The following is a 23,595-nucleotide window of genomic DNA, read 5'->3' on the forward strand; positions in this document are numbered from 1 at the left end:
ACCTCCTTACCTTTCTTCAACCGGCCTAATTGGAGGTTGTAAGACCTTTTACATTCCAGTCATATGCTTCCATGGCCAGCAGAAGCTGAAGCTTATCCGTCTCCACACTGTTCCTGGCAGACACATAGCTGTTCAGCGCGTTCTGGTATTCCAGCTCTGTAATTTCACCTACCGCCCTCTTGGCCGTGGCCGTATTCAGGTTAACGGAGGCAACATCCAGGGCCATCACGGCTGCGTTCAGGGCATCCCGGTTGGTAAGCACTGCATTGTACTGGGTCCTGAGGGATTTGGCCGCCTTATCCTTTGCATCCTTAAGCTGGGCCTGGTTGGACTCAATCAGGTACTGGCTGGTCAGGTTTCCGGCCTTTTTCTCATAATATTTCACATCGTAATTGTTTGCAATGGCAGTCTCCAGATCGGCATCCGGATTCATGGACCCTATCCGGTTTAAATCCGGCTCAGGCACATCCCTGATTTCAGGCTGGCCGTCCACCGCCCATCCCAGCATCAGGCAAAGGCTTCTGTGTACATTGTCCGCTGATTTCTGCGCGGACAGGATGGCTGTATCCTGGTCCTGGACGCTCTTTAAAGCGCTGAGTACATCTGCCTGGGTTGCCATGCCGGCAGCCTGCCGGGCCACGGTTGCCTCGTACTGGGTCTGCAGCAGATTCCTGGCGCTCTGGAGATTCTCCATATTATACCGGGACTGCTCATAGGTCACCATGAGCTGCTGGGCCTGATACACCAGTCCCGCCTCTGTCTGGTCATACTGAATCTTTTCCATGTCGGCGTCCTGATAATTGTTGTCAGCCTGCTGCTGGAGCACGCCTACCTGGAACCGGGCAGTTGCCCATGCCACATCATCGTCGCTGTCCGCATTATTCCAGATAGCGTCAATGTCATCCATATAGTCATCGTAGGCCGCATTCAGGTCCTTGCCCTTCTGGTCCTTATAGGTGGAACGGTTGCTGCGGACCGTTGGGTTGTACTCATGTATTAAATCCTTCAGCTCATCAAATTCCAGCACATTATCCCTGAGGGATGCCCATTTGTCCTCGCTGTATGCAAATTCAGGGCTTAAATCCTTGTTGATGTCCGGAGCGGGCGGCTCTGCAATGGTATGGGCATCATCCGGTTTGCTCACATTGGGCTTTTTCCCGCCGGCTGCCAATGAGGTCATGGACATTGACCCCGCCATGGTAATGGCTGCCAGAACAGCAGCAGCCCTGTATCCATATTTCCTGTTCCTTAAATTCTTCATCTCTTCTCTCCTCTTTTCAGCGTTTCCTTATTGCGTCAGTTTCCGATGTTCCGACAGACACCGTATTCCAATATAAGCATTTCCTTTCTTGTCACTTCCAAAAGCTTATCCCGGTCCACCACATTCTTATAATACAGCGTCACGGCCTTGATAATGATAAGCATGGCCATGTCCACCAGATATGCCAGGGTCTCTTCATCAATGGGATAGCGTTCCCTGTCAATCCCTTCATAAAGCTTCTGAATGAATTCACGGTAGCACTCATCCTGAAATAAAAAGCCTTTGATTCCAAACAAATGGTTCTGGTTCACCACGCTTAAATCCGACAGCATGTTCCTGTACATCTTATAGCCCAGGCCGCCCTGGTCCTCATCCACCACTGCCTCCAGAAGCTTAAGAGCCGTCCCGAAGGGATTTCCCTCCTGCTCCTTCAATGTCCTGAAAATCCGCTCCTGGCAGTTATCCCTGAAGCCTCTGAGCATATACCGCATCAGGTCGTCCTTATCTTCAAAATATGTATAGAAGCTTCCTCTGGATATGTCCGCCTCCTTGATAATCTGGTTGATGGATGCAGATGAATAGGGAACCCTTGAGAATTCGTGGACCGCTGCCTCCAGTATCGCCTGCTTCTTCTCTTCCTTTAGTTTCAAAAATCGTTGTGTAGGCATGAATCCCGCCTCCTAGCCCTCTTTTGTATGATACAATCATATTCCGTTTGGTGACACAATGTCATTTGTGACAATATGTCACGAACCCAATTATAAACACATATGCCATGGATTGTCAAGAAAGGAAGAATTAAATTTCCATAAACAGAACAGGGACCGATTGTCTGGTCCCTGTTCTGCTTATGGTATTCTATTAAAATATGTTCCAGTTGATGTACAGGTATCAGAGCTGCTATTCCCGGCCGTCCATATTCTCCGTCCGGTCCACAATATAAATCGGCCTGTCCTTCAGCTCCGTGAACAGAATGGCAATATACTCGCCGATGATACCGATAATCACAAACATCATGGCAAACATAAAGCAAATCAACACCACAATAGTGGCATAGCCGCTGGGAGCCCCTCTTCTGGTGCAGAGGGTGTATATCATAACCAGGAAACCCAGCAGGGCCGAGAATATGCCTGCGTAGATTCCCAGCTTCAGGGGCATATTGGAAAAGCACAGGATTGTATTGATGGAAAACACAAACAGCTTCTTGATGCTGTACTTGCTCTCCCCCGCCACCCTGGCCCTTGCCTCATACTCAATGGTGGTTTTCTGAAAGCCCACATTCTGCACATAGCCCCTTAGGAAGCGCACCTTTTCCCGGTAGCTGTCCTTCAGCACCTGGGCCACATGGCGCGAAACCGCAAAAAAGTCAGAGGCATTTGCCTCAAAATGTACATCTGAAATCCGGTTGATAAGCCAGTAAAAGCCGGATGAGGTGATGTTCTTCACCAGTCCTGCTGTTTTGTTCCTGGTCCGGACCATGTTGATAACCTGATAACCCTCCCCAAACTTCTCCAGTATTTCCGGGATGCACTCCGGGGGGTGCTGCAGGTCTGCGTCCATACAGATGATGCCGTCCCCGCGGCTGTAATCCAGCCCCGCTATCATGGCTGCCTCATGCCCGAAATTCCTGGAAAAGCATACCACCCTGACCCTTTTATCGGCTGCCGCCAGCCGGTCCAGTATGTCCTGGCTTCCGTCCCTGCTGCCGTCATTGACAAAAATCAGCTCATAGTCCCAGCTGATTTGCCCCAATACCTTTATGGTCTCCCTGTAAAATTCTTCCAATGCCTTTTCTTCGTTGTAGACTGATACCACAACCGATAACAACCTGTCCATGTCTTTTGTCTGTAATCCTTTCCCGTGAGCCTGACGCGTGTCCGAAAACTGCATTAATCAAAAATCTGGATTTGCTGGCTGGAGTGGGTGGGCACCCGTTTGTCCTCCGGGGGCATTTCCATGTAGTTCCCATACACCTCTGTCAGTATCTGGTGCCATCCCCTGGGTATCATCAGACGGGTATCCTCAAAATCCCAATCCTCCACCTGGTCACAGCAGGACCTGTCCACAGTCACATACAGGTAATCAGGCTGATAGTTGCTGTAATAGCACTGGTTCCCCCTGCTTTTCCTGTCCTTCAGGGCTGCCGCTCTCTGCATGGCAAAGATAAGCTTCATTGGCACCAGGCGGCCAACGGCTGCCAGTCCTCCCACAAATATCTTGTGCATCAGGCTGTATTTGCTGAAATCCAGCTTATACCTGTGCCCCATGGCCATTCCATACACTGCCTTGTGCAGGAAGCGGGTGAATTCCGCCCCTGTCACAGAGGCGGGAAGCTTATCCAGAATAAACAAATCCACCCATATATGGTTCAGCTTTCCCTCATAGTACTGCATCTCGGGGCTGTCCTCATGGCACTTGCTTTTCTTGTAAATAATCCTGGGCGTAAAATCATAAAACGCCTTTCCTCCCCGGAAGCTGTCCGGTTCCAGCAGTTCCATGGTGTCGGGCAGCTCCCTTGGAGCCACCTTCATAAACGCCTCATACTGGTTTCTGGTAAATGCCACATCCGCATCATCGTCCCAGGGAATGAATCCCTTGTGGCGTACAGCGCCTATGAGGGTGCCTGCGTCCAGCATGTAACGGATATTGTACTTGCGGCAAATCCGGTCTATCTCTTTTAATATAGTCAGGTTAGCCTCATGAACCCGGCTCATATCATAGGTTTCCATCATAATCAGTACTCCTGCCCTTTATACTTATGGTACCGCGCGGTTCCTATACACACTCCGCTGCTTCCTTAATTGTCTGGGCCATATAGTCAATCATGGCGTCTGTCATTCCCGGATACACACCTACCCAGAAGGTGTCGGCCATAATGCGGTCCGTATTGTCCAGGCTGCCCGCAATGCGGTATCCTCTGCCTTCTGTACGCATCTCATCAAAGCAGGGATGCTTTGTCAGGTTGCCGGCAAACAGCATTCTGGTCTGCACGCCCTTTTCCTCTGCATACCGTACCACCTTATTGCGGTCCACGCCTTCCCTGCATGTAATCAGAAAACCAAACCAGCTTGGCCTGGAATGCGGGCAGGCTTCCGGAAGAATCAGCTGATTTTCCGTCCCCTCCAGTCCTGCCTTCAGCCGGTCGAAATTGTGACGGCGGCGCTCCACAAAGGAGGGGAATTTATCCAGCTGGGCACAGCCAATGGATGCCTGCATGTCCGTGGCCTTCAGATTATACCCAAGATGGGAATATACGTATTTGTGGTCATAGCCCAGGGGAAGCTCCCCGAACTGCCGGTCAAACCGGTGTCCGCACATGTTGTCACGGCCAGAGGGGCATACGCAGTCCCGGCCCCAGTCCCGGAAGGAACGTATGATTTTATTGAGAAGGGGATTGTCCGTATACACGGCGCCGCCCTCGCCCATGGTCATGTGATGGGGCGGATAAAAGCTGGAAGTACCAATGTCCCCGATGGTACCTGTAAACCGGGTTACTTCCTTCCCATCCTCTTCCATGGTGTACTGTGTGCCCAGGGCATCGCAGTTATCCTCCACCAGCCACAGGCCATGCCTTTGGCAGAATGCCTTTACTGTCCTTAAATCAAAGGGATTTCCAAGGGTATGGGCTATCATCACTGCCTTTGTCTTTTCAGACAGCGCCTCCTCCAGCTTTGTCACATCAATGTTATACTGGGGGATGGTCACATCCACAAACACCGGCACTGCCCCAAACTGGATGGCAGGCGCCACCGTGGTTGGAAACCCGCAGGCAACTGTGATAATTTCATCCCCTCTCTTCACCCTGCGCTCCCCCAGCAAGGGGGAGGTCAGCGTCATGAAGGCCAGCAGATTGGCGGAGGAACCGGAGTTTACCAGGGAGCAGAAACGCACGCCCAGATAAGCTGCCAGCTTCTTCTCAAATTCATCGGTGTACCTGCCGGAGGTCAGCCAGAATTCCAGTGAACTGTCCACCAGGTTTACCATCTCCTTATGGTCATAGACCCTGGAAGCATAAGGGATGCGGTCGCCCTCCTGAAAGGGTTCCTTTTTATTGTGATAGGTATCGCAGTATTCGGCCACCATGTCCAGAATCTGCTGTCTTGCTTCTGTCTCTGTTTTATGTTCAAAAGCCATGTTTATATCTCCTCTCTGCAAAAAAATTCGTAACAGTTCAGACGCCCATGCCCCCGCATCCGTTTCCCTGCTGTCCGGACCGTTACAGAAATTCTGTTATCTGCCGGTCCATGACCTCCAGCATGTCCTCACCGTCCAGATAGGCCTTGGACCACTCCACGGTCTTCTGTACAGCTTCCTCCACCCCGTATCTGGGGCGCCAGCCAAACACCGACTTTATCCTGGAACAATCCAGCTTCAGGAAATTGGCCTCATGGGGGCCTCCGTCATACTGGTTTACCCACGTTACGCCCTCGCCCCAGGCCCGGCAGAACATGTCCACCAGACGGCCCGTGGTCACACAGTCCTTATCATCCGGTCCCACATTATAATACCCCTGGTACCGGCCGTCCTCATACTGCTTCATGGCAATGGTAAGATATACCAAAAGAGGCTCCAGCACCAGCTGATAGGGCCTGGTGGAATGGGGATTCCTTACAATAATATCTTTCCCTGCAGCAGCCGCCCTGATACAGTCAGGTATAATTCTGTCATTGGCAAAATCGCCTCCTCCAATGACATTTCCGGCCCTTGAAGTGGAAACAGCACAGCGTCCGCCGCTGAGAAAGGACTTCTGATAGCTGTGGGTTACCAGCTCGGAACAGGACTTGCTGTTGGAATAGGGGTCATATCCGTCCAGGGGGTCGCATTCCCTGTAGCCATACTCCCACTCCCGGTTCTCATAAACCTTGTCCGTGGTCACATTGAGGAAGGAGCGCACACTGTCCGTCAGCCTGACACACTCCAGCACGTTCACGGTTCCCATAACATTTGTCTCATAGGTATACACCGGGTCCTTATAAGAATCCCGCACAATGGGCTGGGCTGCCAGATGAAACACCACCTCCGGCCTCACCCGTTCAAACACGTCCTGAAGTCCCTTAAGATTCCTGATATCGCCAATCACGCTGTCCATCACATCCTCCAGCCCGGCAATTTCAAACAGGCTTGGGTCTGTGGGCGGCTCAAGGGAATACCCCGTCACCCGGGCCCCGGCCAGGGTCAATATCCGGCAGAGCCAGGCCCCCTTAAACCCGGTATGCCCTGTCACCAGTACCTTCTTTCCCTTATAAAAGTCCGTCAATTCTTTCATCGTCATAAAATATTCATCTCCTACCAAATCTTCCAGGGCGCCTTACCGGACTGCCACAGCCCCTCCAGCTTATTCATCTCCCGCTGGGTATCCATGCACTGCCAGAATCCGCTGTGATAAAAGGATTTAAGCTGTCCCTCTGCCGCCAGACGCTGCATGGGGCCCTGCTCAAATACAGTGGAATCCCCTTCCAGATAATCAAATACCTCAGGATTCATTACCATGAACCCGCCGTTAATCAAAGCGCCGTCATTATCTTCCTTTTCCCGGAAGGAAAGGACCGTATCATGTTCATCAATATCCAGGACCCCCTTCATCTGGCCAATGTTGACCGTTGTGATGGTGGCTGTCCTGCCATGGGATTCATGGAAACGCACCAGTTCATTCAAATCCACAGTGGACACCCCGTCCCCATAGGTCAGCATGAAGGGTTCATTTCCCACAAAAGGCTGGATGCGCTTTACCCGCCCGCCTGTCATGGTGTTGAGTCCGGTATCCACCAGAGTCACCTTCCACGGCTCGGAGTAGTTATTGTGGACCTCCATCTTATTATTGGCCAAATCAAATGTCACGTCTGAGGTGTGAAGGAAATAGTCCGCAAAAAATTCCTTCACCACATACTGCTTATAGCCCAGACAGATGATGAAGTCGTGGAATCCGTATTCCGAATAATACTTCATGATATGCCACAATATGGGCTTTCCCCCGATTTCTATCATTGGCTTTGGCTTCAGATGGCTCTCCTCGCTGATTCTGGTACCAAAACCTCCTGCTAAAATTACTACCTTCATCTCTGTCCTCCATTGTATTTCCGACACATTTTATTTCTGCCGCATTCCATTTCTGCCATATTCCATTCCTGGCGCGTCCTATTCCCGGAACACATTCAGTCTGTTCTCTTCCAGTATCCGGAACGCGTTCTGTATCTTATCCAGTCCTTTGTAGTATTCAAACTCTCTTTCCAGCTCCCCGCCCCTGTCCTGCAGCTCTTCCCGGCTCATTCCGGGGACCTCCAGGGCCAGATGTGCCTTTCTCTCAAAGCTTTCCTCCCTGCTGGGCGCTTTCTGAATCTCACGATAAGTAGTATAACCATTTCCCATAAGGATTGCAAGGCAGAATAGTGCCATGACCCACCGGTATCCCCGGCTTGTCCTCTCCTTCATCTTCCATACAAGTGCAAAGGTAAGTACGATACCCAGTATTCCCACCTGGAACTGCAGGGCATAGCGGGAACTTAAGGCATAGCTTTCCTTCTCAAATATATACCTGGAAATAAAGATGATTACATGGTTCATACCGCCTCCTGCCAGAAGCATCAGGGGCATGATGGTCCTCTCATACAGGCGGAACCGGAAATTAAGCCACAACGCCAGCAGATAGCCGCAGACCACAAACAAGCCCAGGACATAACACATCCGGTTGCTGAGCAGGCCGCTTTCCATGAAACGCTGAAGTTCCTCCCCTCCCACCAGAACCCCTGCAAAGGACTTCAGCAGAAAACGGATGGGAAATGTGGGATTTTCCGCCAGAATCGTACCCAGGGAACGTCCCGTGGCTCCGGCATGTTCCTCCACTGCCATGGAATTGCTCAGCATATACAGAAGCAGGGGAACCAGGGTGCAGGCCATGCAGGCCAGATACCGCATATCCCAGGAACCGTATGTCCGGCCTTCATTCTTTCCCAACCGGTCCATGACCATGCAGAATCCGTAGGAAAGCAGCAGTGTGGCAGCATAAACCGCACAGTAAGGTCCGGCCGTTCCCAGTATAATGAGCCACGGCAGCACAAGCAGCTTTACGCGGTCACCTTTCTTTTCCTCCCCTGCCCATACCCGGTCCAGGACCAGCTCATGGTAGTAGAAGCAGGCAAAGGCAAAGAAATGGGACCAGCCGCTTCCATTGGTAATCATCTCCCATTTATTCAGGCTGAACATGACTGCCATCAGCAGTGCAAACCAGAGGCATCCCACCTTCCTGCCACTGCAATAGGCTGCAAATACCCAGCCTGCCAGCCCTAAGCTCACCACTCCCAGCACCCGTTCCAGGGTTATGGTGAAACCAAAGAACTCCACATTGACAATACGGCAGAGATAATTGACCGGGATGCGTGTCAGCACATCCGGCACAAAAAATTTCTCCGGATTCCACACATCAGGCAGGTAGCTGTTCACCAGCCGGATGTAGTCTGAGTACACCACGTCGCAGGTGGCGTTCTTTACGTACCAGAGGCAGAACAGGATGCCTGCAAGAGGAAGAAGCCAATATATGATTTTCCTGTTTCGTTCTGCATTCATGGTTATCCTGCCCCTTTCCCGTTTTCTCCGTCCTTACCGGACTATGTTCTTATCTGACCGTCATATGCACAATGGCCGCCAGCCTGTCCTCACCCCTCTGTTCCTGGGCATTCTGCATATAGAAATTATACTCAAAGGTAAGGTGCACCATCTGCCATGGCTCGGCCTGGATTGTTGTATTTACAACGTTAGACCGTACCGGCAGGTAGCGGGGTTCATCCTTATCCTTTGTAATCTTCACAGCCTCTCCGCCGCTCATGATGCCCGGATACACCACCTCCAGGTCAATCATGCCTGTCTCACCGGCCATGACAGTCAGGCTGGCGCGTTCATCCATCCAGTCATCGCCGTAGTAACCGTAATCCACCTGGAGCTTCATTTCCCTTACAATCTCTGTAATATCCTGGAACCCATCATGCTCCGGGTCCTCCCGCAGCACCAGCATCCGGTCGTCCACCAGTCCGATGTCCCGGATGCTCTCTATGAACTCCACTCTGGTGCCTTCCGCTGCCCGGTTCCTGTCAAATACCTTGAAAAAGGTCCTGGCCGTGAAATCACTCATCTCATAGCTGTCCCCTATGATGTAGATGGTCCTGCCGAATATATCATCCCCGTATCTTCCATAGGTTTCCTCAGCCAGGGAATTATACCGCAGCTGATTGGGCCAGAGATACAGCTTGGGATAGTCTGCCCGGTAATAAAGCTCCGCCGGAAGCATGAATACCACATAGCAGGCAAAAGCAGCGCCCCAGGGCCAGAGCCGTTTCAGGTACAGCTCCGGCTTCACGCCCTCTGTCAGTTCCCCATACATATACGCCAGAAACAAAAGCGCGGATACCAGCGATACATACACCCACCGCATCTCCACCCGTATGGTCACGCTGGAGGATGCAATGCAGAGTCCGGTAAACAGAATGAACAGGGCGCTGTTCTTCAGCATCCTGACCCTGTATTCCTTCCGTTTCTCCCTCACCAGCTTCGCAGCAAATGCCAGGACAATGACTGCAATGGCTGCATCTGCCAGAAGCACCAGACCCTTGACCGCCAGAGGGCTCTGCCCCCATGGACAGCCGTTGAGATGTTCCGGTCCCGCATTGATGCCGAACACATAAGCAATCTGGCTCAATGCGTATTTAAAGGTATCCGACAGGCTGAAGGTATCCGCCACCTGGGTGCCCCCTGTGCCCGCGGGAAGTATACTTCCAATGGTAAAGGCCCGTATGATTTGAACCAAGAGGAAGGAGGCCAGACCCGCTCCCCATTCCCACAGTTTCCTGCTCTTCTTAAACAGAAGGACCAGGAGAAGCAGGGGAAACAGGGCCATGTAGCGCTCATGTACAAAGCATACCCCGAAATAAAGCAGGCAGGAAATATAGAAGCATACCGGACTGTCCTTTTCATTGAGATACCGGAACAGATACCAGAGAACCAAAATGGCCATCCACAGGGCCATGGTCTCCATAAGCCCCAGCACCTGGCCTATCTGGTAATAGGCCATGCGGCTGATAAGAAACATGGAGGCGCAGAGAAAGCCGATACCCTTTGCCCGGGACAGCCTTCTGCCAATGAAATATATGCTCCAGGCCACTGCTGCGTTCAGCAGAATATTAAAGGGAACAAACCATCCCACATGGTTTCTGACCACTGCCATCTCCAGCCAGGCAGCCAGATAATACAGGAATCTGAATCGGGTGCTGCCTACCGGAAACACATATTGGAGGAAGCTCTGCTCCCCGTAGCAGGACCAGAAATACAGGTCATCCATGTATAAGCCCTTTATTTCAATTCCCCTGTTGACCCACACTGCCATGGCTAGCAGCAGTCCCATGAATATCACATGGTCCTTCCACTCATATTTCTTTTCCATCCTGGAGAACCCAATCCTGGTCCTCGTACTCTCTTTTGCCTCCAATGTATGCGCCTCCTTCTGGCTGTCAATCAAGTTCCGTCATGCTGTAGTTCTCCCTGAATTCCTTCAGGGCCTGCTCCGAATCATCCGGAGGTCCGGCGTCAAGGGTAACTCTGGCCGTCATATTGCCCCACTCATAGCGTATATCGGAAAGGCTTCCCTCCGCAATCATATCCTCAATTATCTGCAAAGCCCTGTCCTGTCCTGCCAGGTATCCGGCTTCCACAAAAAAATACTCTGTACCGGCGTATTTAAGGAACTCCTCAAAGTATGCCAGCCGCTTTACCAGGTACACATTCCCCCCGCTGCCTGTCACATCATAATAGCTCTGGACGCTGCAGGGCAAATCCAGGACCCTGGGATGCCTGCCAAAGGCCAGGACGCGGCTCCTGGGCGTAAACATGCAGGACAGGGTAAGGTTCCCCTCCCTGGCTCTCCGGTCAAGCATTTCCTTCCGGTGGTCGTAATAGCCCATGTGACGCAGGCTCACAGGCGTGAAACCCGGCTCTCCCGCCCAGCCCGTGGTACAGGTCACCGCTGTATTCACCGCAAAAAATAAAACCAGCACCAGGGACACGGACCGTCTGACCGCGCCTCCCCAGTTCTGCCCGCTTCCCATCCGCAGCGCGCTGACGGCCAGTAAAGCGTAAAACAGAATAAAATAATTTCCGTCAACCTGGTACAGCGTATAAATACTTGCCAGTGAACCAAGGGCCAGAACCGGAATAAGAATACAGTCAAAGAAGTTCAGAAAACCCTGGGAGCCGCCTGGCTGGTTCAGTCCGTCCGGCTGGTTCAAACCGTCTGGCTGCGCCTTCCCTCCCCGCGCTCCGGCAGCATGCCGTTCCTTGACGGCCTTCCATGCAGCGCCGAGCCATATGGCCAGAAAAACCGTCACAATTCCGGTTCCCCATGCAATGATTACATGAGCCATGTCCTCTGATACCGGGGCAAACAGAATTCCCTGCACCCGTGCCCACAGACGCGCTGATTTTTCTCCTGCGGTCAGGGCAGACGGGTCCCCAATCACATGCGTGAAGGTATAGGGGTATTTTACCCGGCATCCGGCCTTTTCAAAAAACCCCGCAAATATGGATGTCACCGGCACACCGGTGAAAAGCCATGTGCGGTACCACAATCCGGCTGCTGCTGCCCCCGGAACCAGAAGGAGCAGCCAGCCTCTTCTGCAGCCGAAGGTGAAGCGGCGGGTAAGAATCAGGCATAAAAGGGCCGTCCCGCCCAGAGCCGTGGAAAACACCAACGCCGTGGGCTTGTACACCAGCGTCAGCAGATAGGTGCTCACAGCCATGAGAAGCCAGGGCGTACTTGCGGACGGGCCGGATTTCCTGCCCTGTCTCCCGCTGCAAAGCCCAAAGCAGATAAAATCATATATAATGAGCTGGTGCAGCAGCGTTATGTTGTCGCTTTTTGCAGTGGCAGCCATATTCATGATTCCCGGAATGGCTGCCAGAACAGCTGCTGCCCATATTCCTTTTTCCCGTCCGCAGTACCGTCCCGCTATGCCGGCTGACAAAAGCAGGATTCCCACGGTACACCAAAGGGAAAAGGCCAGGACAAATCCGTAGGTGGGTGTCCCGCTCAGAGGGAGCACCAGGACTTCCAGGCCTTTGCTGTAGGTATAAACCAGGTTAATCATGCCCAGATTTTCATAAATTCCCTTTCCGTTATCCAGGACATAGGCGGAACGCAGGCCATAGTGAAGGGAATCATAGTCCAGTTCAATATTCATGCGGCCTGCCTGAATCAGAACCATGGTGATGATAAAGGCAAGTAAGGCAGCACTGCCAATGCTCCGCCTCTTATCCCCAGGTCTGTTTTTCCTCACAGCATCCTGCCATGACAGGGAAAACGCGCGCTTATTTTTTCGCACCTGCAGGACTTCCATTACAACAGCCCCAATAGCCATAGCTGCCGCCAATCCCCTCCACAGCATCAGCCCGCCGTGTCCTGTAAGGGATACAAGGCACACCAGAACCATCCACAGGGCGCTTCCCAGCACAAGGCACATAGCCGTCTTCTGCGGAAAAGGTATATGGACAGGTGTATGTCCTCTCTCCAGCAACAGCCTGAGAAGCTGCCTCCCTGCCAGTATCAGTACCCCCATATATATGCCGGACACCAACATGGGCAGGAAAATACGGTGGCACCATGTAAACAGGATAACTCCTGCTGCCAGTCCCAGCGTCCTGGCACCCATTCCGGGGCACGGCCCTGGCTTTCCCCTTCTGCCCCCGGCCAGACAGAGCAGGTTCCACAAAAACACAAGGACCACCTCCGCCATCATAAAAAGGGTCCGGGGATTACGGAGCACCGGCACCAACGGGCCCCGCAGAAGCACACTGTGCACGGTCACGGCCAGGACCGCCAGCCCTGCCGCCCCTATGATGATTGCGGGTATTTTATCTCTTTTACCAGTTTCCATGCAGCCAATCCTTATCCCTGTATCTTTCAGTCATATTCGCCATAGGCCTTTTTATAAAAGCCCATAATGATGTCCGCCACGGGCTCCGGCCAGAAACGGCAGAACATTTCCCGTTCCTCCTCAAACCGGCGGTTGTCCCTTATACATGCCTTTGTGGTGGCATCCTCATGGACCCGGTAATAGAGAAGGGGCCGCTCGTCACAGATAAAACGCCCGGGCGTCTCTGCCAGCCTCACAAGGTTGTCCCAGTCCAGGGCAAACCTGTACTCCGAACGCACAAAGGGTTCACCCAGCACCGCCTTGTGATAGGTGGTGGCAGGACAGCATACGGGATTTCCCAGGACAAAGGCCAGCTTCTTTACCCAGGCCCTGTCGTTGAAATCCGGAAACCGCAGAGGCATTCTCAGAATCCGCTTAATCCACAGCATTGCATCTCCTGTTATGAGCCTTCCCTGCTTGACAATCACATAATCCGTGGTGAAAACCGTCATATCCTGATATCTCTTATGGGCTGCCAGAAGCCTTGCGCTGTATTCCCGGTGATACATATCGTCCTGGTGGGCAATGGTCACCAGTTCGCCCTCTGCCATGGAATAGGCAAAATTCCAGTCATCCTTTATATTGCTCTCCCCCTGCCGCACATATACCTGCAGACCGTATTTCCAGGCCATCCGGTCAATGTAGGCGCTGGGAGTGGAGGTGCAGATGATAATATGAGCAGGCACGGTCTGGGCCTTAAGGGAACGGATGCACTGCTCCAAATAAGGCGAGTCCTGATAGGCGCATATGGAAAATACGTGCTTATACTTCATAAAAATGTTCCTCCAGCATCAGACACAGGGCATGGTAAATGGGGAGGTGCAGCTCCTGTATTTTGAATGTCTCATCAGCAGGCACCACAATGGCGCAGTCGCAGGCTTCCGCCATCTTCCCGCCGTTCTTACCCGTAAGGCCAATGGTCCTGATGCCGGATGCTTTTGCCACAGCCACAGCATACATCACATTCTCAGCATTGCCCGAGGTGGAAATGCCGATAAATACATCCCCCTTTTTTCCATAGCCGTATAACTGCTGTGCATAAATCATTTTCCCGTTCACATCATTAAGAAATGCGGTTGACAGTCCCGCATGACCCGTGAGGGCAATTGCCGGAAGTCCTCCCTGGAGGCAGGATGCCAGCTCCTCCCCGCGATTTGCATCTGCTTCCCTTAGCGCAGCCGCAAATTCGCCGGACACAGGGCGGCGTTTGACAAAACCCTTCATCAGTTCGCCCACTATGTGCTCGCTGTCCGCACAGCTCCCGCCATTTCCTGCTATCAGTACCTTGCCGCCGCCCGCGTAACAATCACGCAGGATTTCATAGGCAGCCAGCACCTGGCCCTTCACTGCCTCCAAAACCGGATACCGGCTGGTTAACTCTTCCAGATACTCCATCTCTCTCATCCTTAGTCTGCCTGTCCTTTCTCAATAATCCACCGGGCTGCCTTCACAAGGTCCTCCGCATAATAATCATAAACCGGAGGTATGCCTTCCTTTTCTTCCCGGCTGTGTATCCCGCTTCCATAACCGGTTCCCACCAATATGGCGGTGAGGCCGTAATTATGTCCTGCCTCCACATCCAGCAGCTTATCCCCTATCATAAAGGAGCGGGATTTATCCACCGCAAACCGCTGGCCCGCCATCTCAAACATACCGGTTCCCGGCTTGCGGCAGCTGCACTCCTTCTTATATGGGCCGGTTCCGTGCTCCGGGTGATGGGGGCAATAATAAAATGCGTCAATGGATGCCCCCTGTGCCTCCAGGATACGGTTCATATAGACATGAAGGTTTTTTACGTCCTCCTCACCATAGTATCCCCTGGCCACTCCTGCCTGATTGGTGACAACCACCAGACAATACCCTGCCTCCTTAAGCATCCGCAGTGCCTCCGGCACTCCCGGAAGGAGCTTAAGGTCCGAAGTACGGTGAAGGTAGTGGACTTCCTCATTTAATGTGCCGTCCCGGTCCAAAAATACAACTCGCTCCATAATATCCGTCCATCCTGTATGTTCATTCCGCTTTGCTGCTTCTGTCTTTCTTAAATGTTGAACCTGTACTCTCCATTAGGCATATGGACCTTCACCTGGTCATACTGCCATCTGGACTCATCCGCCACCCAGCTCTGGGCGCCCCGCAGTTCAAAATTCCAATCCGCCAGCTGTCCGCCCACCTGCTCCATACGGGCAGCCACCTTATGGCGCACATTGTAGGGGCAGTACATGAGAAGGTAGCCTCCTCCTCCGGCTCCCAGAAGCTTGCCTCCCAGCGCGCCGGCCTTAAGGGCCTCGTCATACAGTTCATCAATCTGAGGATTTGTTATCTTGCTGCTCATACGCTTCTTGCTCTGCCAGCCATAGTCCAGAAGCTTGCCAAAACTGTGGAGATTCCCCTTTAACAGTTCATCCTTCAGGGCATAGGCCAGGGCCTTTACCTCGCACATGGCCTCAAAGGCATCCTTTTTCTCATAGTTCTGCACCTGGTCCTTAATGATATTGGCAGAGACATGGATTTTTCCCGTATAACAGAGAAGGAGGTTATACTGAAGCTCATGTATGATATCCTTTTTAATGCGCAGGGGATTTACCACCACATTGTTGCGTCCGTGGAATTCAATGAAATTGAATCCTCCAAAGGTAGCCGCATACTGGTCCTGGTACCCTCCGTCAATCTTCAGGTCCAGGCGCTCCACCTGGTAAGCCTTGTCCGCCAGGGCATAGGCATCCATCATCACACCCTTCCAGCGGGCCATGGCAGTAAGCATGGCCACCATGACAGTGGACGAGGTTCCAAGGCCTGAGCCGGGAGGCGCGTCGCACTGAAGGTACACTTCGCAGCCCTGGTCAATTCCCATGGCATTAAGAGCCGCGGTTACCAAATCCAGTCTTCCGTCATACACATAATTTTCACTGGTGTTATATTTCACTGTCATATCAAAGTCCAGGGAATGAACCACAATCTGGTCGTCCTCCCTGGGCACAATGGAACAGTAGGCATATTTATTGATGGTGCTGCCAATGATGGCCCCTCCCTGCTCCTCGCAGAACGGTGCCACATCCGTACCTCCGCCTCCGAAGCTGACCCTCAAAGGCGCCCTTCCTCTGATTACCATATATGTCTCCTCTCTCTGTCCTGCATTTATCTTCTGAAGTGAATCGTTTAAACGATATCTCCCGGAATAAATCCATTATCAGACAACGACTTTATTCCTCACATCATCCTGAAACTGGAAATACGCCTCCGGAATTCCTATGTCAATAAAATACCCGTCATTGACAAAGCCTCCCAGCCGTTTTCCCTCTGACAGCCATCTGGGAATCATATCATTCTCCAGGGACACCTTACCCTCCGGTATTTGGTCCAACAACTGGCGTTTCATCAGGTAAATGCCTCCGTTGATGGTTCCCTCCCTGGTCTCCTCTGTTTTTTCGTTAAACCCGGTCAGAAAACCGTCCCGGTCCAGAACTGCCTGGCCGTACCGCGAAACATCCGGCACCTTACGCAGAACCAGGGCCATATCCAGATTCTGGCTGTCCTGCTGTCTCAAAAGCCGCGTATAATCAATCTGGTAAAATGTATCCGCATTCAGCACATAAAAGCAATCCTCCGTAATGAACCTGCCGGCATTCTTTATGGCGCCAGCCGTGCCCAGCAGCGTCTCCTCATAAGCATAGGACCCATGGAACCCAAAAGCAGCCCCATCTCCAAAATGCTCCTCCACCATAGACCCCTTATAGCCCACAGCAAAGACAATATCCGTAATCCCGTGACGTACCAGCTCACGGGTTACATATTCCATAAAAGGCTTTCCCTCAATCAGCGCCATTGGCTTGGGCCTGTCGCTCACCACACTGCGAAGCCTGGTCCCCAAACCTCCGGCCAACAAAATAGCCTGCATTCTAAAATTCCTCCTATACGATTACCGGGAACAACATTCCCCGGCCTGACATGGTTATTCCCGAATCATGCCGGTACGCCAGGCCGCTGGCTGTGGGGCGCACCACACGGCCGCCGGATGTCCGGCTTCACTTAACCGCGCCGCTCACTGCCTTCACGAAAGTCTCCCTCCACCACCTTCCAGGCGCCGTCCAGACTGTAATGCTTCTTTATATACGCCTGGGTTTTACGGCAGAGCCGGCTTAAACGTTCATTATCCTGATATAATTCCACGGTCTTCCCGGCAAACAGCTCTGCCTGGTCCTCTATCTCCAGCACTGTATCTGCAAAGGGAATACCCTCTGCTCCTGTGGATGTGGTCACAATGGGCGCTCCGTTGTATATGGCTTCCACTACCTTGCCCTTCACGCCTGCCCCGTATCTTAACGGCACCACCACAACCCTGCACTGGCCGTAGAGCCGGGACAGCTCCTCCTCGCTCACAAATCCCTTGATGATTATTCCATTACCAGGTTCCTCCAGGGCCTTGATTTCATCTGTCACCTTGGAGCCCACCACATAGAACTTTACGTCCGGCAGTTTCCTGCGTATAAGCGGGAATATTTCCCTGGCAAACCACAGCACTGCGTCCGCATTGGGCGGATGGGCGAAACCGCCTACAAACAGCAGCCCTTCCCTCTTTGCAAAGTCGTCCTGTATGTTATCCAGGAATGTGTCATAGACATAGGCCGTGATGGCCTTTGCAGGAATACTTCCATCAATGGCATGTATGGCGTTAATCTCCACATAGGAGGGATAATAGGAAATGGCTGCCTTGTGCATCATGGTCAGCTCCACGGATTTCCAGTAATCCGCCTCCCTCTTGATGCTGATATCACCAGTCAGCTCATACTCCCTTCCCAGACGAAGAAAATGCAGGTCATGACCATAGTAAATCACCTTCATCTTGGTGTAATCTTTTATAAAGTCCACATATTTGGAGGCAATATGGGGTCTGTTCAGGTATGCAAATGATATTTCGCCGCCATTGGCCTTCAGCCAGTCCCAGATGCCTGCTGCATAGGAATCTCCGTAGAGCACCTCAATTCCCATCTGCTGAAGGGTGGTGGTATAGGGCTCCTCATGAAGGAAATTGTCACCCAGGAACTTCACCACATAGCCCTTTTTCAGGAACATCTTCAGGTACTGGTAGGTTGTCTTGGACCCCGCATCCCTGTCAAAGGTAGGCACATAGTGGTCCACCACCAGGATGATTTGCTTCCCCTGGCTGCGCTCCCTGGCCCTGAACGGGTTGGGATTTCCGGTGTTGACACACTGCTTTTTAAATTCCTCCGCCCATTTCTCTTTTAATTTTTCACTGTTTTCCACCTGGTAGCGTTTCAGGCCGGTTCCGTTTACATCCGTACCATTGGAAACACCCTCAAAGTGGATGACCTTGGACAGAGGCTGGTAAACAACCCTGTATCCGGCCTTTCTCACCTCAAAGGCCAGGTCCGAATCCTCGCAGTAGGCCGGGGCAAACCGCTGGTCAAAGCCGCCAATCTGTTTCCACAGCGCCGTGCTGAGAAGGATGGCTGCTCCTGATATATAGTCTACATCTTTTACATAATTGTATTCTGCCTTGTCCGGGTCATCCAGGCGGCCATAATTCCAGCCTGAACCGTCGCTCCAGATAATGCCTCCGGCTTCCTGGAGACGCCCGTCCGGGTACACCAGCTTGGAGCCGGCCATGCCAATGGTGGAATCGGACTCAATCAGGTCCACCAGGGAAGACAGCCAGCCCTCTGTCACCTTGGTGTCATTGTTGAGGAACATGATATATTTTCCCCTGGCAGCCTTTGCAGCCTGGTTGCAGTTGCGCAGGAACCCCTGGTTGGTTTCGTTCCGGCAGATTACAAGCCCATCCACGTACCGCCCCAGTTCTGCCGTGGCATCGGTTGATACGTCATCGGCGATAATGACCTCATAGCTTACATCCTTTGTAAACTCCAGGATGGACTGGAGGCATGCATAGGTATAGTGCACCTGATTATAACAGGGAATCACAATGGAAACCATGGGTCCGTCCCATGTTCCGGCGCCTTGCCCTGAAGTTATATATTCTCCCCTGCCAGGCACCTGCGGAAATACCAGCCTGCCGTATTTAAGATATTCCCCTCCAATCCTAAAATCACCGTCTATCTGGTTGCGCCCCTCTTTGGTGGCGTACAGCCTGCCGTAGCGCACCGGATGCTTCACTGTGTTATAACAGTAGTTGAGTATCTTGCGTTTACGGGTGCCCCTTGGAAACGCCCGGTTGACCTGGGCTCCCAGCTTACGGCGGGCCTTGAACACAAGGGCCTCATGTCCGTTGAGATAGGTGGCCAGCTTGCCCAGCTCATTGACTTCATGGCGCAGGTCCTTAATCATCACTTCCAGATTCGCCACATGGTTATTGGTAAGGCGCTGAACCTCCTGTTCCTTGCGAATCTGAAGATTTTTTTCCTCAACCTCCGCCTGAAGCTGGTTGATACGCTCCCTTGCCTGTGAGAGAGCCTGGTCCGTCTCCTTAAGCTCATCCAGGGTCGTAACCTTCTGCTGGTAATTTACCAGGTATCCCTGGTCAGGGTCGCCATGGACATAGGACTGGAAGGAGGCTTCCATGGATGCGTACACGGACGCAAGCCCGCTTCCTATGCCGAACTCCTGTAAAAATTCTTCCAGGGAAGAATATGACATCAGGCCCTGGTACTTATAATAGAAATAAGCCAGATTGCGGTATTGTACAAAGCGGGCCGGAACCGGAAAATCAAAAACCCATTCGTAATCCAGACAGTATAACTGCTCACGCCCGTCCATTTCTGTTATCATCAGGTTCTCAAAAAGCCCGTCAATATTGCTTACTTTATAGGAAAAATCCTCTAAATCAGGAACCGTTCCAAATATATCTGTAAACTCCGGCGTCACAGCAAACGGAACTATCTGGTCCTCCGGCACATCATAGAGGAACGCAAGCCCTGCCTTAATGTCCTCCACCGGCGCCTTGCCGTCCCTGATGCCCTGCCCCAGACGCTCTGCCAGGGTTATGCCTTTCAGATACCGGAACTCCACCTTACTGCCGTCCACGGATATCTCCGGCTCCAGGATTCTGACTCTGGGATTGAGCCGGCTTAACTGCTGGTATTTTTTTCTCAGGGAAAGGATATGGATGCTCCCTGCCCTGCCAAGAGCAGCCTTTTCCACCCGGCGTTCCCCTTCCAGTTCCCGTATGCTGGTGCGAATCCGGAACTCTTCCCTCCTGGTACGGTTATATTTTGCGAAAATAGTATTCTCCTGTCCGCCGTCCCGGGAGGCTATAATCAGGAAGGAATTGGAAAACCGGCCGAAATCCTCTTCCTCAATCAGCCGGTCAAACACTTCCTCCTCATTGAGGCAGGCATACCGGGGGCTGTCATAGGAGACAGAGGAGCTGGTGATTTCCCCCTTTCCCGGCAGGTACCGGTCTGAGTAGACTGATATGGGCATTCTGTGGTCAGGTACGGGATAATAAAAATCCGCCTGGGTAAGACCTGCACTCCGGCAGGCTTCCTCTGCCTGCCTTCTGGTACAGAAACCTTCCTCATGGTTCCCCCCTGCCAGGTACCTGAGTCCCAGCGCATTTTCACAGGCAATAACCAGGCGTCCCTCCTGTCCCAGAAAGGAAGCGCCAAAAGCAGCCGCATCCCGGATTTCCTGGCCTTCCCTGAGTCCTGCAATGACCACAAGGTCATAGGACGGTCCTGGCCGGCTTTCCTCTGCATCCGCCCTAAAACCGTAGGTAATGTTGCTGTAATCCTTGTTGCGCTCCCGGTTTACGGCAAGGTTTTCATCCGCCTGGTCCATAACCGTCACATGGGCGCACCTGGACGCCAGCAGCCCTGTCAGAACACCATAGCCCGAGCCAATCTGAAGCACTTCCCGGCTGCCCGTAAAATCCAGCCATTCCAAAAGATTTTCCCTTATATCAGACAGCGCATGGAGCACCTCCGGCCTGGACTCATTGTCCAGGGCCCTCCTGATGCCCTCAGGACTGCTTCCGTATTGTTTCAATAAATCTAATATTTCATAACTGATATCCTTCATGGAAAGTTGTAATCCTCCGTTCACAGTTGCGTGCCCTTTACCGGCCTCCGTCATTTCGGCCTCCATCATTTCGGCCCCGCCATTTAAGCTCCGTCATCTAGGCCTCCGCCATTTCGGCCTCCACCTTCTCAGCCGTCACCTGGGACTCCATGTCATACACCCCAACTGTGTTCTTATTGGAAATAACCGTAATATTGGTCACATTGTAGAGGCGGTGATACACCACATGCTCACCCTGCTCAAATCCGGTGCAGCTCATGCTCAGCAGATATTCCCCGCCCTGGAGTGTCATTTTCTGTGTGAATTCCACCACATACTCATCCCCGCGCTTCACAGGCTTAATGTCAGCCCCTTCAAACATGGTGTTGGTGCCGGTAAGCTCCGTACCCTTTTTATCCTTTATGGTGTAGGTGAAAATAGGGGACTGTATCTCCGTATTAAAATGAATCCGTTCTTTTATGGTAAACATCTCCCCTTTTAACAAAAGATTGGTAATATTTCCCCTCTCGTCAAAAAGACCCAGGTCCACAATCTCGGCCCGGCCGTCCCCGTATTCTGTGCGGTCATAATTAATAGTCAGCTGGTCCTTCATGAAACGGCTTTCCTCTAATCCCATACCGCCGGAAAAATCAGACATCTCCACATCTCTGCTGCCGGATACGCCTGATTCCTGTCCGGCTGTCTTAGGGCAGCCTGACTCTGTCCCGCCATGGTTTCGGCCGTTTTTCTGTTCTTCCCTTCCTTCTGCGTTATGGTCCGGACCGTCTCCGTTATCATCCAGTCCATTTCCGCCAGGCAGCCCCTCTCTCCGCTGTCTCTCCCGTTCCAATTCCGCCTTTAAGGCATCCAGCTGTCCGGCCAGAATCTTCTTATACATATCCACTACGCGGCCCGCAGGACCTTCTGCGATAAATTCCCCCTTGTTCAGCAGCACAACCCGGTCACAGTATTTGATGATGCTTCCCATATCGTGGGTCACCATAAGAATAGTGGTCCCCTTCTGGCGGATTTCTTCCATTCTGCGGTAACATTTTGACTGGAAGAACACGTCGCCCACCGAAAGGGCCTCATCCACAATGAGGATTTCCGGGTCTACATTGATGGCCAACGCAAAAGCCAGCCGTACAAACATACCGCTGGAATAAGTCTTCACCGGCTGGTACACAAAATCCCCGATTTCCGCAAATTCCAGGATATCCTGAAGCTTGGCGTCCATCTCCTTTTTCGTGTAACCCATCATGGTGCCGTTCATATATATATTTTCAATGCCTGTATAATCCATGTTGAATCCGGCTCCCAGCTCCAAAAGAGCAGATATCTTGCCGTCCACCTTTACCTCCCCGGTGGTAGGGGTGAGAACCCCGGTAATGATTTTTAAAATGGTGGACTTGCCGGAACCATTGGTGCCGATGATTCCCACGGTTTCCCCCTTCCTTACCCGGAAGGAAAGCTGGTTCAGCGCGTAAAAATCCCGGTGGTAATTCTTATGGGAAATACTCATGGATTCCTTCAGACGGTCAATGGGCTTCTCATATAATCTATATACCTTGGTCACATCTGCAACGTCTATGGCATATTTATTGTCCTGTTCTTTCACTGACATAACATTCTCCATCTCTATGCATACTTCTCCACTTTAGGCATAAGTATAGCATACAATGCAGGATTTTTATACCTCAAACCATATTTTTCAAAAAAAGTTAAGAATCCCCTTGACATATATAACTGTATATATTATAGTTACAGTATGAACTGTATACGATTTAATTACAGAATAGGAGGAAACACATGAAAGGTACGATTTTTACGGCTGTCCTTATATGCAGCGCCATACTGGCAGCCTGCAGCCCCGCTGCCCCCAGGGAAGCCATGGCTTCTACACAAAGCCCGTCTCAGGCCGCCGCAGAAGAACAGGCTGCTTCCGGCATGGCGGAACAAAGGCAGTCATCTGCTGAGTCTGCTTCCCCTGATTCCGATGAGAATGCATACCATAAAATTACTGCCGGGGAAGCAAAGCAGATGATGGACCAGGGAAATGTTACGGTAGTGGATGTACGCACAGCGGAAGAATACGCGGACGGACACATACCCGGCTCCATTCTGGTTCCTGTGGAGTCCATAGGAGATACGAAACCGGAGGCACTTCCCGACACAGAGGCAGTCCTTTTAGTACACTGCCGCACAGGCATCCGCAGCAAGCGGGCTTCGGACCAGCTGGTGGAATTGGGATATAAGCATGTCTATGATTTTGGCGGAATTGTGGACTGGCCCTATGAGACAGTGAAAGAAAACTGACTTATATTAGAAAAGCTTAATACTGATGGTTTATATATAAGATTAAAGAATGAATGTTCGGTGACTTTTATCACATAACTCAAGTACAAAATG

At 52.0% G+C, this 23,595-nt stretch carries 18 protein-coding genes; 1 reads left to right on the forward strand and 17 read right to left on the reverse strand.

Going from position 1 to position 23,595, the window contains the following annotated elements; translation table 11 throughout:
* Positions 1-25: 25 nt before the first annotated feature.
* The 17 genes from I2H39_RS08800 to I2H39_RS08880 form a co-directional block, all read right to left on the reverse strand.
* Positions 26-1,261, reverse strand: coding sequence for a TolC family protein (locus I2H39_RS08800; protein ID WP_138306750.1), 1,236 nt, complete (start codon positions 1,259-1,261; stop codon positions 26-28).
* A 35-nt stretch (positions 1,262-1,296) separates the two neighbouring features.
* Positions 1,297-1,929 carry a TetR/AcrR family transcriptional regulator gene (locus tag I2H39_RS08805; RefSeq protein ID WP_138306749.1) on the reverse strand — a complete coding sequence of 211 codons (633 nt, stop codon included), beginning with the start codon at positions 1,927-1,929 and terminating at the stop codon, positions 1,297-1,299.
* 232 nt (positions 1,930-2,161) lie between these two features.
* Positions 2,162-3,097, reverse strand: a complete 936-nt coding sequence (locus I2H39_RS08810) for a glycosyltransferase family 2 protein (RefSeq protein WP_195626269.1) — start codon at positions 3,095-3,097, stop codon at positions 2,162-2,164.
* A 53-nt stretch (positions 3,098-3,150) separates the two neighbouring features.
* Positions 3,151-3,993: a LicD family protein gene (locus I2H39_RS08815; protein ID WP_195626270.1), complete on the reverse strand. Its 843-nt coding sequence runs from the start codon at positions 3,991-3,993 to the stop codon at positions 3,151-3,153.
* Between the two features lie 43 nt (positions 3,994-4,036).
* Positions 4,037-5,395, reverse strand: coding sequence for a lipopolysaccharide biosynthesis protein RfbH (gene rfbH / locus I2H39_RS08820; RefSeq protein ID WP_195626271.1), 1,359 nt, complete (start codon positions 5,393-5,395; stop codon positions 4,037-4,039).
* An 82-nt stretch (positions 5,396-5,477) separates the two neighbouring features.
* Positions 5,478-6,533 carry a CDP-glucose 4,6-dehydratase gene (gene rfbG / locus I2H39_RS08825; protein ID WP_138306731.1) on the reverse strand — a complete coding sequence of 352 codons (1,056 nt, stop codon included), beginning with the start codon at positions 6,531-6,533 and terminating at the stop codon, positions 5,478-5,480.
* A 14-nt stretch (positions 6,534-6,547) separates the two neighbouring features.
* Complete coding sequence (gene rfbF / locus I2H39_RS08830; protein WP_138306730.1) at positions 6,548-7,318, reverse strand: glucose-1-phosphate cytidylyltransferase; 771 nt, start codon at positions 7,316-7,318, stop codon at positions 6,548-6,550.
* 78 nt (positions 7,319-7,396) lie between these two features.
* A complete protein-coding gene (locus tag I2H39_RS08835; protein WP_195626272.1) occupies positions 7,397-8,821 on the reverse strand; it encodes a hypothetical protein in 1,425 nt (474 codons plus the stop codon).
* 49 nt (positions 8,822-8,870) lie between these two features.
* Complete coding sequence (locus tag I2H39_RS08840; RefSeq protein WP_347708576.1) at positions 8,871-10,763, reverse strand: hypothetical protein; 1,893 nt, start codon at positions 10,761-10,763, stop codon at positions 8,871-8,873.
* Positions 10,756-13,173, reverse strand: a complete 2,418-nt coding sequence (locus I2H39_RS08845; protein ID WP_195626274.1) for a hypothetical protein — start codon at positions 13,171-13,173, stop codon at positions 10,756-10,758. Before I2H39_RS08845 ends, I2H39_RS08840 begins: the two co-directional genes overlap by 8 nt.
* Before the next feature lie 26 nt (positions 13,174-13,199).
* A complete protein-coding gene (locus I2H39_RS08850; protein ID WP_138306726.1) occupies positions 13,200-13,985 on the reverse strand; it encodes a glycosyltransferase in 786 nt (261 codons plus the stop codon).
* Positions 13,975-14,616, reverse strand: a complete 642-nt coding sequence (locus I2H39_RS08855) for an SIS domain-containing protein (RefSeq protein ID WP_138306725.1) — start codon at positions 14,614-14,616, stop codon at positions 13,975-13,977. The genes I2H39_RS08850 and I2H39_RS08855 overlap by 11 nt, the downstream gene beginning before the upstream one ends.
* A gap of 2 nt (positions 14,617-14,618) precedes the next feature.
* A complete protein-coding gene (locus tag I2H39_RS08860) occupies positions 14,619-15,200 on the reverse strand; it encodes an HAD family hydrolase (protein WP_138306724.1) in 582 nt (193 codons plus the stop codon).
* Positions 15,201-15,250: 50 nt separating this feature from the next.
* Positions 15,251-16,321 (reverse strand): GHMP kinase, encoded by a 1,071-nt coding sequence (locus I2H39_RS08865; protein ID WP_138306723.1) that lies wholly within the window; start codon positions 16,319-16,321, stop codon positions 15,251-15,253.
* A gap of 78 nt (positions 16,322-16,399) precedes the next feature.
* Positions 16,400-17,107, reverse strand: a complete 708-nt coding sequence (locus tag I2H39_RS08870) for a nucleotidyltransferase family protein (RefSeq protein WP_178332155.1) — start codon at positions 17,105-17,107, stop codon at positions 16,400-16,402.
* 131 nt (positions 17,108-17,238) lie between these two features.
* Positions 17,239-21,276, reverse strand: a complete 4,038-nt coding sequence (locus I2H39_RS08875; RefSeq protein ID WP_330640726.1) for a glycosyltransferase — start codon at positions 21,274-21,276, stop codon at positions 17,239-17,241.
* 28 nt (positions 21,277-21,304) lie between these two features.
* Positions 21,305-22,810 (reverse strand): ABC transporter ATP-binding protein, encoded by a 1,506-nt coding sequence (locus I2H39_RS08880; RefSeq protein ID WP_195626275.1) that lies wholly within the window; start codon positions 22,808-22,810, stop codon positions 21,305-21,307.
* Between the two features lie 185 nt (positions 22,811-22,995).
* Between I2H39_RS08880 and I2H39_RS08885 the strand changes: the two genes are divergently transcribed.
* On the forward strand, positions 22,996-23,502 hold the full coding sequence (locus I2H39_RS08885) for a rhodanese-like domain-containing protein (RefSeq protein WP_195626276.1): 507 nt from the start codon (positions 22,996-22,998) through the stop codon (positions 23,500-23,502).
* The last annotated feature ends 93 nt before the right edge of the window (positions 23,503-23,595 follow it).

The sequence above is a fragment of the Clostridium sp. 1001283B150225_161107_B6 genome, from assembly GCF_015556325.1.
GTDB lineage: Bacteria > Bacillota > Clostridia > Lachnospirales > Lachnospiraceae > Enterocloster.

Bases quoted from the DNA above. Each gene is read 5' to 3' on its own strand.
- I2H39_RS08800 (WP_138306750.1), bottom strand. From the start codon at position 1,261: ATGAAGAATTTAAGGAACAGGAAATATGGATACAGGGCTGCTGCTGTT.
- I2H39_RS08805 (WP_138306749.1), bottom strand. From the start codon at position 1,929: ATGCCTACACAACGATTTTTGAAACTAAAGGAAGAGAAGAAGCAGGCG.
- I2H39_RS08810 (WP_195626269.1), bottom strand. From the start codon at position 3,097: ATGGACAGGTTGTTATCGGTTGTGGTATCAGTCTACAACGAAGAAAAG.
- I2H39_RS08815 (WP_195626270.1), bottom strand. From the start codon at position 3,993: ATGATGGAAACCTATGATATGAGCCGGGTTCATGAGGCTAACCTGACT.
- rfbH (WP_195626271.1), bottom strand. From the start codon at position 5,395: ATGGCTTTTGAACATAAAACAGAGACAGAAGCAAGACAGCAGATTCTG.
- rfbG (WP_138306731.1), bottom strand. From the start codon at position 6,533: ATGACGATGAAAGAATTGACGGACTTTTATAAGGGAAAGAAGGTACTG.
- rfbF (WP_138306730.1), bottom strand. From the start codon at position 7,318: ATGAAGGTAGTAATTTTAGCAGGAGGTTTTGGTACCAGAATCAGCGAG.
- I2H39_RS08835 (WP_195626272.1), bottom strand. From the start codon at position 8,821: ATGAATGCAGAACGAAACAGGAAAATCATATATTGGCTTCTTCCTCTT.
- I2H39_RS08845 (WP_195626274.1), bottom strand. From the start codon at position 13,173: ATGGAAACTGGTAAAAGAGATAAAATACCCGCAATCATCATAGGGGCG.
- I2H39_RS08850 (WP_138306726.1), bottom strand. From the start codon at position 13,985: ATGAAGTATAAGCACGTATTTTCCATATGCGCCTATCAGGACTCGCCT.
- I2H39_RS08855 (WP_138306725.1), bottom strand. From the start codon at position 14,616: ATGAGAGAGATGGAGTATCTGGAAGAGTTAACCAGCCGGTATCCGGTT.
- I2H39_RS08860 (WP_138306724.1), bottom strand. From the start codon at position 15,200: ATGGAGCGAGTTGTATTTTTGGACCGGGACGGCACATTAAATGAGGAA.
- I2H39_RS08865 (WP_138306723.1), bottom strand. From the start codon at position 16,321: ATGGTAATCAGAGGAAGGGCGCCTTTGAGGGTCAGCTTCGGAGGCGGA.
- I2H39_RS08870 (WP_178332155.1), bottom strand. From the start codon at position 17,107: ATGCAGGCTATTTTGTTGGCCGGAGGTTTGGGGACCAGGCTTCGCAGT.
- I2H39_RS08875 (WP_330640726.1), bottom strand. From the start codon at position 21,276: ATGATGGAGGCCGAAATGACGGAGGCCGGTAAAGGGCACGCAACTGTG.
- I2H39_RS08880 (WP_195626275.1), bottom strand. From the start codon at position 22,810: ATGTCAGTGAAAGAACAGGACAATAAATATGCCATAGACGTTGCAGAT.
- I2H39_RS08885 (WP_195626276.1), top strand. From the start codon at position 22,996: ATGAAAGGTACGATTTTTACGGCTGTCCTTATATGCAGCGCCATACTG.